Origin of the sequence: Arenibacter amylolyticus, assembly GCF_002150785.1 — a bacterium.
Taxonomy (GTDB): Bacteria; Bacteroidota; Bacteroidia; order Flavobacteriales; family Flavobacteriaceae; genus Arenibacter; species Arenibacter amylolyticus.
Window position 1 is genome coordinate 1 of sequence record NZ_MTAZ01000073.1, and the last position, 11,266, is coordinate 11,266.

Genomic DNA, 11,266 nt, shown 5'->3' on the forward strand with positions numbered 1-11,266 from the left:
TAAAAACCCAATAATATTCGAAATTCTTACATCGAACTCAGGTCCATAGGTAATGCTAACATTGATTTGGCCAACAGCTGTGGAAGTTACAAAAATTGCGGTAAACAATAGGCTAAACGGTCTTCGCCTAGACTAGCTGTCAAGCATTAAAACCTAGAATAAGAGCTGCTAAAGGCAATTTTTATGAAGCAACCTGTTTCGTAAGTCTATTGACCACCAAGGCGATGGCCCCATCACCGGTAACATTACACGCGGTACCAAAACTATCCATGGCAATATAGAGTGCAATCATAAGGCCCTGCATCTCCGAATCAAAACCCAACATGGATTGTAAGATGCCGATCGCGGCCATAATAGCCCCTCCGGGTACTCCTGGGGCAGCTACCATAGCAATTCCCAGCATAAAAATAAAGCCTGCGAAAAGGGTAAAGCTAAAGGGCACACCCTGTAAGATCATAAGGGCCATGGCACAGGCGACGATTTTCATAATACTACCCGATAGATGAATGGTAGCACATAAGGGGATTACGAATCCGGCTATTTTTTTTGATACTCCATTTTTTAAAGCTTGTTCCAAAGTAACGGGAATGGTCGCCGCAGAAGATTGCGTTCCCAAAGCTGTAAAATAAGCAGGTAACATGGTGATTAATAAGCGTACCGGATTCTGCTTCGTAAGCAATCCGGCAATTACGTATTGAATTATCAATAAAAGAATATGCAGCGCAAAGATTACTCCAATGATGGTAACAAATACCGAGAGTACGGAATACACCTTCCCATTAAAGGCCATACTGGCAAAGATTCCCAAGATATACAGGGGAAGCAGCGGAATGATTACTTTTTCTATCAATTGCATAATAATGACTTGAAAATCCTTAACTACGCCGCCTAAGGTAGATTTTTCCTGATAGGATAGTCCCAAGCCAATCACAAAAGCGAATACCAAAGCGGTCATTACATCCAAGGCAGGGGGAATGGTAATACTAAAATAAGGCAAGAGTTCCTTACCCGTTTCGCTAATACCAGCTGCGTTGGCAGCGTGCGATTCCAAAAGCGTTGGGAATATTCCCGAAGCGGTAAAATAAGTCATAAAACCCGAAAACAAGGTAGACCCGTATGCAATAACAGCGGTCAGCAAAAGTAATTTACCTGCTCCCCTTCCCAGATCGGAGATGGCCGGCATAATGAGCCCCATAATAATCAGGGGAATGGAAAAATTTAAGAATTGACCAAAAAAGGCATTAAAAGTGGCAAAAACCCTATTGATGGATTCGGGTAATACCAAACCGAAAACAATACCTAAAACAATGCCCAAAAAGACTTTGAAAAGTAGGTTGGAAAAAAGTCGCTTCATGTTTGCAATATCTTAATAAAAAGGCCACAGAAGGAACCGCACTAGTTCCTTTCAAATACTGGAATTAACGAAGCGCTAACCCTGTTTCCATGCCCTTTTTTCAGGTAATTTGGCTAATATACAACCTACTGTAAAAAGAACGATTACAAACCTTAACAAAACTTTTCATTTTAAGAGAACGAAGCAAGTGGGCATCTCCCAGCTGCCGTTACAAAAAAGAATGATCTGGAACAGAAAAACACTCCTAGCATTTCCCAATCCAGATCATTCCCTACTACCCCTCCAAAAATATCCTATGAAGGGAAGCAGTTAAATCAAGTTTACTTTCCGGACGCAGCACTAGTTACTTCTGAAGCTTCCCTAAATTTAGGATTGATATAGAGTTTTCCTTTTTTCAGTTTCTCCCAGTAATTTTTCATATCCGAATTTATCTCGGGAGCAAGTATATAGAGTCCTATAATATTAGGGAAGGACATAGCTAAAATCATCATATCTGCAAAGCTCAATACCGCTCCTAGACTAACAGAAGCCCCTAGTACCACAAACACCAAGTACATTACCTTATAGACCATCTCTAGTTTCTTGCTCCTTCCAAACAAGTAGGTCCAGGAACGCATTCCGTAATAAGACCAGGATACCATGGTAGAAAATGCGAACATCAGCACCGCCACTGCCAGTACCATGGGGAACCAGGAAATTACGCTCCCAAAGGCATCGGAGGTAAGTTCTACCCCACCCAGGCCATATACTTCGTGCTTCCCAGTAAAAATCAGTACCAGCGCAGTCATGGTACACACCAACATGGTATCTATAAACGGTTCTACCAAAGAAGTGAATCCATCGGCAATAGGATGATTGGTCTTGGAGGCACTATGGGCAATGGCAGCGGAACCTACCCCTGCTTCACTGGAAAAGGCAGCGCGCTGAAGTCCTATAATCAACACCCCTATAAATCCACCTTTTAAAGCCTGTGCAGAAAAGGCACCATCGATTATAGAGCCAAACGCCCAACCAATATTTTCTATATTGGTCCCTATCACCACCAAACATCCCAAAACATAAAGGATTGCCATAAAGGGAACCACTTTTGCGGTAACCTTAGCAATACTTTTAATTCCTCCAATGATCACCATACCTACTAGGATGGCAAATCCTACTCCAAACCAAAAGCCATGCTCCTGTAAGAAGGGAAGCTGTTGGGATACTATTTTAAATGCTTGGTTAGATTGTAGCATATTCCCTCCTCCAAAGGAAGCACCAATACCCAAAATAGCAAACAGCGCTGCGAGGAATTTCCCAAGCTTTTTCATGTTTCGCTTTTCCAATCCATAACGGAGGTAATTCATTGGTCCTCCAAAGATTCGGCCTTCCTCATCAATAAAGCGATATTTTACCCCCAAGGTACATTCCGCGAATTTTAGGGACATCGCAAAAAAACCAGCCATAAACATCCAGAAGGTGGCACCGGCCCCTCCCAAGGAAATGGCTACCGCTACCCCAGCAATATTGCCAAGGCCCACGGTGGCCGAGGTAGCAGTTGCCATCGCTTGAAAATGTGTAATAGTACCGGGCGCATTGGGGTCGTCGTACTTTCCTCTTGCCAAATCGATGGAGTGTAGAAACCCTCTTATGTTTACAAACTTTAGTCGGAAGGTGAAAAATATACTTCCTAGAATTAACCAGATAACAATAAATGGGATAGTACTGGTTCTTACATCCCCATTGGGAAACAATAAGGGTCTTGGCGCATCGAACTGAATTACGGCCAAATCAATAGCTAATTTGGAAGGGTCACCTCCTATCCCAGTAATGGCGTCCCCTACTTTTAAGATATGTGATAAACTACCGTCTGCCGTGGCATAGATAAGTGTTTCTTGGTCCTTACTATCCACAACAACGGCAACCTCCTGCCCTTTGATTACTTCTTCCCCTTCTGGCACCAACCATTTTGCCATGGTATAATTTTTCTCCGTGGCTTCCATCACAGGAACGGTAATAGTGGTTTGGTCGCTATAAACCACCGGATCGTACACGCCAATAGCCGCAAAGGGATCCCAAAATAAAATGGCCCCTAAATAGTCTACCGCTGGTTGCACATTACTGTTAAAGATTTCAGTTATGGATTGGGCCGGAATTGTAAAGTTCTTGGTCACCGTATTCCCATCTGCATCCGTGATAATAACTACATGCTCTAGCCCTTCTATGAGTCCAGTCGCCTGCTTTTGGAACAATGCAGTTTGGGGATCGCTCCATTTAAATTTATAAGGAGCTTTACCGCCCGTCACTGACACCTCCGCTATTCCGTTGTTTATCTCCTTGGATGGATTTTTTAGGGTGATAGCTACCGTCATTTTCCCGACCGAAGTGAGTTGGTCTTGTGCCATAACGATAGTAGTAAATAGGAAAAGTAATAAGGTGGGTAAAATCCTTGATTTTAACATTAAAGTTTTCTTTTTTGTGCTTCGATTAAAATTTAAAAGCCCCCAAATTAGCGATTTACAAAGGGCTCCCCAAGGAATTGGGAAGGTTTCTCTAAAACTCACCAGCTTTTAGGGGGCTAAAAACCAATCTGCAATGACTGCCATTTTCAGGAGGTTGATTCCTTCGCTGTTTCCCAGCCATTAGGGTCTAAGCCCAATTATTTGTACCCTGAATTGAGACTCCCTTTTTACCCCCAAAACTTCCGACAAAATAAATTGGTCATGGAAGCGCAGTTTTGTGGGTTATTTCAGACAGAATGCTTGATTAAAAAATTTTATCCGCTATTTTTGACGAAGCACATGGCAGCATTTGCATGGATCCCCAAAAAACCTTTCATTCCGTACTGCACGAAACCGACAACTAATGAATAAAAAGAGGCCGTATCAAATTAATAATCACATGTCCGCACAATTTTTTAGCAATATGGTAGCTTCACTAAAAAGGTTCGTGCTTTGCCTTTTCCTCTTCTTACTATGGCTTACCCCCCGAACGGGCATTTCTCAAGATAAAAAACCTAAAATTGCCCTAGTTCTAAGTGGTGGGGGCGCAAAAGGCGTAGCTCACATCCCCACTTTACAGGTGTTGGATTCCCTTGGTATTGTGCCAGATCTAGTGGTGGGGAACAGTATGGGCAGTATTGTGGGCGCCCTATACGCAATGGGCTATTCTGGCGATAGTATTGCGACCATTGCCAAACAGGCACCCTGGGACATTCTTATTGGTGGGGGCATATCCTTGCGGGATGTTAGTGTGGAAGAAAAGTTTGAGTTTAACCGTTATCTGGTAGAGTTGAATTGGGCAGATGGCAGTCTAAAGTTGGGAAACTTTCTACTGAACGATCAGAACCTACGGGCCTTTATCGCATCCCATACCTATCCCACCTACAATACCGACAACTTTGACGAATTAGCCATTCCTTTCCGTGCCGTAGCGACGGATATCGTACATGGGAAAGAAGTTGTCTTGGACCGGGGTTCTCTAGGGTTGGCCATGCGGGCCAGTATGTCTATTCCCGGACTGTTCTCCCCTGTAAAATACAATGGAACCCTATTGGTAGATGGAGGGTTGTTAAACAATTTCCCCGTGGATATTGCAAAAAGTATGGGAGCCGATATCATTATTGGAAGTGACGTAGGAGGAGGAATGGCCAGTAAAGAAAATCTCAATAGCTTCACTGCGCTTATGTTTCAGGCAGGGATGATGAATAGCAACCTGAAAAACCCACAAAATAGGGCGCTATGTGACATTTTGATAGACCATGTTCCTAATTTATCGTATTCCACGGCCGATTTCTCTAAAACCAACATCATGTACGAGGAAGGAAAAATCGCGGTACAGCAAAATCTAGATTCCCTAAGTGCCCTTTCCTCCAGACTGATGAATTTTACACAACGGCCCCGTAAGTTGCCTGAGATGCCAGATGAGACAACCTTAGATACTATAATATATAATGGTATTAGCAAGCACAATATGGCCTTGGTTAGGGCCAGAACCAATATAAAAGCTCACACCCCCTATAGCGTTTTGGATATATTGGACGGGGTCAATAGGGCGATGGGTACTACTATTTTCAGCCAGATTACCTACCACCCCGTTCTAAGTGGAGATACCTTGCAATTGCATTTAAATGCTACGGAACGATCCCAGCATCAGGTAAAGGGGTCTTTGCACTATGACGGAGACAATGGCGTAGGCCTTATGGTAAACTATACCGGGAGAAATATTATAGGTTATGCCTCCCGTTCGTTACTGACCATGGATATTGCCGATCAGCCAAAATTTAGGGTTCAGCACCAGAAAAATTTTGGAGGCGGACGCGATTGGTGGTGGCGCACGGAAGGTTTTGGGCAGCAACTGAAACAAAAGGTATTTGTGAGCGGGGAGTATGTGGACAATCTTCGCTATCGGAACTTTGTTTTTGACAACCAATTAAACCGAAATCTCATTTCCTTGAAAAGCTATATTGGATTAGGAATTAAATTTCACAGTACCAGTTTAAAACCTATCATAGATCCAGAGGTAAAGGACAATGTGTTTCAGATACATAAATATAAGAATAGCGATTCCGAGGCTTACCTCCACTACCGTTATAACAGCATGAACCGGGTCTATTTTGCAACGGAGGGGGCGCTATTTAAAGGGCATTTAGGAAGATCGTTAGGGAATAAGCTTAGTATTGACTATTCGGACGCCAGTATTCCCGATGTGGATGGTGCTACCAATGATTTCTCTAGAATTGGGTTGGATTATGAAAAAAGATTCCCATTAAGCAGTAGGACATCGGCCATTATAGGAACCTCGGGCCATTTTATTTTTGAGGATGATCTTAGGGAGAACGACTATTCTTTTTCAGCATTGGGACTTAATTCCAAATATTTTCTGGGTGGTAACAGCAAAAACCCAGGGAACGAAAACTTTGTATTCCCCGGTTTGCACCAGGGGGAGTTAAGTGCTACGCAATTTGTAAAACTCAATCTAGGGATGCAGTTCCAAGCCATGAACAAGATTTACCTGACCCCCCATTTCAATGTCGCTTCCGTGGGGTTTGGAAGGTTTCGCGATTATCTTGAGGATGCATTTATTCCCAAAGGAAATTGGCCAGACGCCACCCAGCCCAGTTTATTAATGTCTGCTGGGACCACCTTCTCCTACCACTCCATTTTAGGACCTGTTAATTTTGATGTCTCTTGGATAAACAGCACCAATAAAGTCCGCTTTTTTATCGGTATTGGATATCAATTTAATACTTCGGATTAATTAAGGAATGCTTGGGGAATTAGACATTCCGCTAGGTCGCTCTCATTAAAAATGCGAAGGAAGAAGGTGGAATTGATTAAAAAGTTATTAGTTTGATGCCTTGTAACCACCCATAACCTACCTATTTGGAAACCATAATAACCAAATGGGAAATTTTCTCTTAGATGAAGAACCACTTTTTCTCACTCGTCCTAGTTAGTATACTTTTCCTAAGCGGCTGCAGCAATCGCACCACCCTTACCGAAACCATTAGCATTCCTAGTACGGCGGTAAACGCCGATCTAAACTATGATACTATTGTATCGCTTGCACATGCTATAGACCCTCAGGAAATAATGGCCAAAATAGCAGATCATAATCCTGCATCGCAGGGCCTAGATTATACGATTGGTGCCCTGGAAACCACAAAAATCCATACGTCTTTTTCAGAGGAGGCAGATGGGGTGGAGCAAGAGATCAAGCGTGGACACTATGTACAAGTAAGGATAAGCCTCCATGTGAATAAATTGACCGCGAAGCAAGCAGCCCCCCTTCTTAAAAGGTATAAAGAGTATATGGAAGGGGAGCTACAAAGGAATGGCTTTGAAGTGAAGTAACTCCCTTAGCTTTTTATTATAGTACAGCTATACAGCGGTAAACTTTCCTTTCGTTATACAAAATTCATCATCCAAGCTAAATGCAACCAGCTTACCTCCCTTAGCCACGCTATAATCCAAACAGCAAATATTGTCCTTAAATAGGGCTGGTTGCCGCTCCTTTATCCAATAGTGCCCAAAGAAAACGGGTTTATCGTCTTTTTTATAAAAATCGGAATCCTTTAACAGGTCCATATCAACTTGTTCTGTGAGAAGGTTGTCATACTGTAGAACACTTATTTTTTCATAAGTCATCTTCGAAGGATCTTCCCACCATCTAATTCGCATTTCCCTTCGGTCAATTCCGTCCTCGTCTTCAAAAGTCTGCGTCCCGGGCAAGGGCATTTCCTTCCCTTTTAGGACAACTTCTATCGCCTCATACACGTCGCTTCCCTTTTGTGCGGATTCAGCAAGCAGTCCTAGCCAACGGAGCTCTTACCACGTGGGATTGCGTCCAAGCTATGTCCCTTAATTTTTTATTTTGAGCTTCTATATTGAGGGCGCGTTCCTGTAGTTCGTTATTGAGCTGTTTTAAGGAATCTTCATAGGTTTTTCGCATGGTTATATCGGTAATTGCACCGATCATCCTAGTGGCTTTACCATCCGCATCCCTGATAACAGTGGCTTTATCCCATACATAGGCATACTCCCCTGTTGCCTTTAACAACCGATATTCACATTCCCATACGGAAGACTTGGGATTTTGTATCTCTTTGTAGTAGGATCTAAGTACTCGTTTTTTATCTAAGGGATGTACTAGACTTTTCCAGAGCTGAAGGATTTCTGTATCAGCACTTATTTCATGGCCAAAAAGAAGTTTAAAGGATTCACTAAAAAATATGGTGTTTTTTGATATATCACAATCCCAAAGCACATCATTGGCAGCTTGTGCCACTTTTTCAAAACGCTCATTGGTGAGCCTAATTTCATTATCTGCCTTTACACGCTCACTCACATCCTTAACATATATCGAGATTCCATTATCTGATGGATAGGCGTTTATCTCGTACCATGTATTAAATCGAGGAAAGTACTTTTCTAGGGTAAATTTTTTGTTGTTCTTGATCCCCTCATTGATTTTTTCATAAATCTTGTAATACCTGATATGAGGGAATACTTCCTTTATATGATGCCCCAAGGTAGCTTCACGATCCATTCCAAAGGAATCTTCTGCCTGGCTGTTCCAATAGGTTACTATCCCTTCGTTGGTAAGGGATATAAAAGCATCCCCGATACTTTCCAAGATCGCATTTTTTTCTTCGGTGGTCCTTTTATAGTCTAGCTGACTCGTTTTTAGTTCATGGATATCCTGAAAACTCCCATAAATTCGGACACATTGATCCTTCACGAATTCTGACTTTCCAAGAAGCCGAACCCATTTTTCCTTGCCTTTTGCTGTTCTGATCGGCATCTCCAGATCAATAGTCATGCCTTCATGAAAAACACTTTGGGTAACCTCTAAGAACTTATTAGTTCCCTCGTGATATTCATAAAAGCTTTGGATGTTCTTAAAATTGGGGACAAAATCCTTAGCTACCCCGTGAATTTTTTTGGTCATCTCGGACCAAAACACGGTGCCCTTTTCAAAATCCACCTCCCATGCCCCAATAAGCGCCAGATCGGTTACCTCTTTAAGCAACTCCTTAATTTCCTGTTTCTCTGTAATATCCTTGGCAACGGCATAGGTAATTCCCGTTTCATGGGTAAGATCGGCAGTCCAACTAAGCCATTTGGTTTTACCTTCCTTAGTCAGATATCGGTTTTCAAAATATCGGAGTGGTTCCCCTTGGTAGAGTCTACTTAAATACTCCGAGGTCTCTTCCCTATCTTCGGGGTGAATGAATTCCAGTAAATTTTCAGAAAGGAATTCTTGCTCTGAGAAGCCTAAAAGTTTAGTAGCAGCCGGATTTATTTTCTTAAAGTACCCATCGTCACCAATTTCACATATGATATCCGGGGTATATTTAAAAATTTGGTCAAGTTCCAATTCCAAGTTCTTTCGTTTAATTTCCTCTCCCAAAGTGGCCTTCAGTTGTTGAAACAACTTGCCATAAAACGATGGATTATAAGAACCATTTTCATTTCCGAGAACTAGCACGCCCTTCACCTCATTATTGTACATCAAGGGAATGCCTATTACCTCCTGTGGACAATGCTCATCCGAAGAAACACCCCTTTTAAAGGCTTTTTCTTCTTCTATACTGTCCCAAACGGCCATTTCTTTGGTTTCCCACACGGTACCTAGAAGTCCTTTTCCATATTCGGAAATTGTAAGTCCAATTTATTCCAATCGAATATTACGCTATCATTCCTGAGGTATAAACTCACAAAGTTAATCTTAACGCATATTGCGGGCTATACTTTTAACAAACGATAACATTTTTTGGGCACAGCGAAACAGGCTCTGGTGGAGACCAACCTGTTAGGAATAATCAGTTAGACGATTGGAATGATCAAGGGGCTCCAAACGAGCCCCTAAACCAAAATTATTCCAAGAGTCAAAACGCCTAAAAAAACTCTTAACTGTCAGACGAAATCGTAGCTATTACATTCGAGTTTGGATTCGGCCAGTTCGGACAGATAAACTTCCATTAGGAAATCCTTTTTAGAACATCCTTGAACGGCACTCTTTTTCCCTTGTCCAACTGCTCGATTCCTTTTTTAATTTCGTCTTGTTCTGCAGCGCTCAGATCGTTCCAAAAATCGGACTTTTCATTCTTTATGAAATCAGTCACTTTTTTAATAAATCTATCGTTATCGATATTTAAGATTATCTTGACGAGCTCTATTTTTGATGCTTCGATATCCATATTAATTCCCTTTACTCAAATTTACTAAAAATTCCCTTTAACCACGAATTTTATGTATGAAGCACAACGGCAGTCTGTCTCAAAACCACCCTTTAATGGTTGAAAATAGGATTTTTATTTGATGTTCTAAAAGTAAACAGGAAAGAGTTGAAATATTGCACTTTGCCCTTTAAAATCAATTTTAAGGCCTTTTTTTGAGCGATAGGTGCCTTTGCATACCAAAAATGAAGCATAGCAAACCTACCAGGAAGTTTCATTGGCAAGGTTCAGCATCCTTTTAAGATTGTATGCTAACGCTATGAAGCCAAAATCGGCTGAAGCCCTTTGGAGTCCCTTTTTGGTCATAATGTGGTCAAATCCCTCCCGAAGGCTCGGGATCGTTTCATGGTGCCAAATGGATGTTCTACCAATGCTTGTCGCTGTTTATATACTGATTCATTGTGAGCGACTCGGGTAGCATTGTCCTGGATGTTTTGGGTGAACTCGCTTCGTTGTATGATCTTGCCATTGACCTTGGCAGTGGTGCATTCATGACGTACGGGGCAGCTTTTGCATGCCCTGGTCTTATATTGTTTAAAAGTGTAGTTTCTTGATTTGTACTGGGTTTGGTTAGAGTTTAATTCATTTCCCTGCGGACAGGTATAGGTGTCTTTTTCGCGGTTATAGAGAAAATGTTCTGCGTTATAAGCTGGATTCGGTGCCTGGCTTGCCCTGCCTATGCCTGGAATGGCAACCAAGGTCTTTATTCCCAGGTTATCGGCTGTTTTGAACTCGCTGCCCGTGTGGTAACCTTTGTCATAGAGTGCGGTAAACTGATTGGTTCTCAAAATTGACTTAGCCCTACGGAGCATCATGCCCATCGCTTTTTTGTCGTTTTGGTTGGTGAGTTTGTAGTCAATCAGGATTTTGTGCTTTCCGTCCACAGTTATCTGGCCGGTATAGCACACCTCGGTAATCATTCCCCTTATGATTTGATGTCGGCTGTCCGGGTCGTAGGTGGAGATCTGTGGGTTCTCAGAGGACCGATCCCCGTCCAGTTTCCTTTGAAGCTGTTCATACTTCCTGCGCTGCTGTTTGCGGTGTCCGACCTGTTTTTGCAATTCCTCCTTTTGGTCATCATCTGCCGTGGCCAAGGCCTTATTGTGTTCTTCCAGCTTATTGTCAATATATTCGAGATGCCTTTGAATTTTCTTCTTGTTGTAATTGTTCTTCTTGCTGTTCTGGGCCCG

At 42.3% G+C, this 11,266-nt stretch carries 7 protein-coding genes and 1 pseudogene; 2 read left to right on the forward strand and 6 right to left on the reverse strand.

Translation table 11 applies throughout. The annotated features are described in order from the left end of the window. Positions 1-181: 181 nt before the first annotated feature. Entirely contained in the window at positions 182-1,354 is a 1,173-nt protein-coding gene (locus BV214_RS16225; RefSeq protein WP_086478549.1) for a dicarboxylate/amino acid:cation symporter, read from the reverse strand. Positions 1,355-1,674: 320 nt separating this feature from the next. Then, entirely contained in the window at positions 1,675-3,795 is a 2,121-nt protein-coding gene (locus BV214_RS16230; RefSeq protein WP_086478550.1) for an amino acid carrier protein, read from the reverse strand. Between the two features lie 439 nt (positions 3,796-4,234). Here BV214_RS16230 and BV214_RS16235 point away from each other — a divergent pair, with 439 nt between their 5' ends. Both BV214_RS16235 and BV214_RS16240 read left to right on the forward strand, forming a co-directional pair. Then, positions 4,235-6,592 carry a patatin-like phospholipase family protein gene (locus BV214_RS16235; RefSeq protein WP_245806820.1) on the forward strand — a complete coding sequence of 786 codons (2,358 nt, stop codon included), beginning with the start codon at positions 4,235-4,237 and terminating at the stop codon, positions 6,590-6,592. 164 nt (positions 6,593-6,756) lie between these two features. After that, the gene (locus BV214_RS16240) at positions 6,757-7,188 is read left to right on the forward strand and encodes a hypothetical protein (RefSeq protein WP_086478551.1); all 432 of its coding nucleotides are present in this window, start codon (positions 6,757-6,759) and stop codon (positions 7,186-7,188) included. A 27-nt stretch (positions 7,189-7,215) separates the two neighbouring features. On the opposite strand, the gene BV214_RS16245 is transcribed toward BV214_RS16240, so the two are convergent. From BV214_RS16245 to BV214_RS16695, 4 genes and pseudogenes are all read right to left on the reverse strand, one after another. Then, the gene (locus BV214_RS16245) at positions 7,216-7,611 is read right to left on the reverse strand and encodes a metallophosphoesterase family protein (RefSeq protein ID WP_086478552.1); all 396 of its coding nucleotides are present in this window, start codon (positions 7,609-7,611) and stop codon (positions 7,216-7,218) included. Between the two features lie 22 nt (positions 7,612-7,633). Continuing rightward, positions 7,634-9,463: a PAS domain-containing protein gene (locus tag BV214_RS16250; protein WP_086478553.1), complete on the reverse strand. Its 1,830-nt coding sequence runs from the start codon at positions 9,461-9,463 to the stop codon at positions 7,634-7,636. A gap of 355 nt (positions 9,464-9,818) precedes the next feature. Next, on the reverse strand, positions 9,819-10,037 hold the full coding sequence (locus BV214_RS16255) for a hypothetical protein (protein ID WP_086478554.1): 219 nt from the start codon (positions 10,035-10,037) through the stop codon (positions 9,819-9,821). Between the two features lie 181 nt (positions 10,038-10,218). Next, positions 10,219-11,266, reverse strand: a pseudogene (locus tag BV214_RS16695) (transposase); the annotation flags it as partial.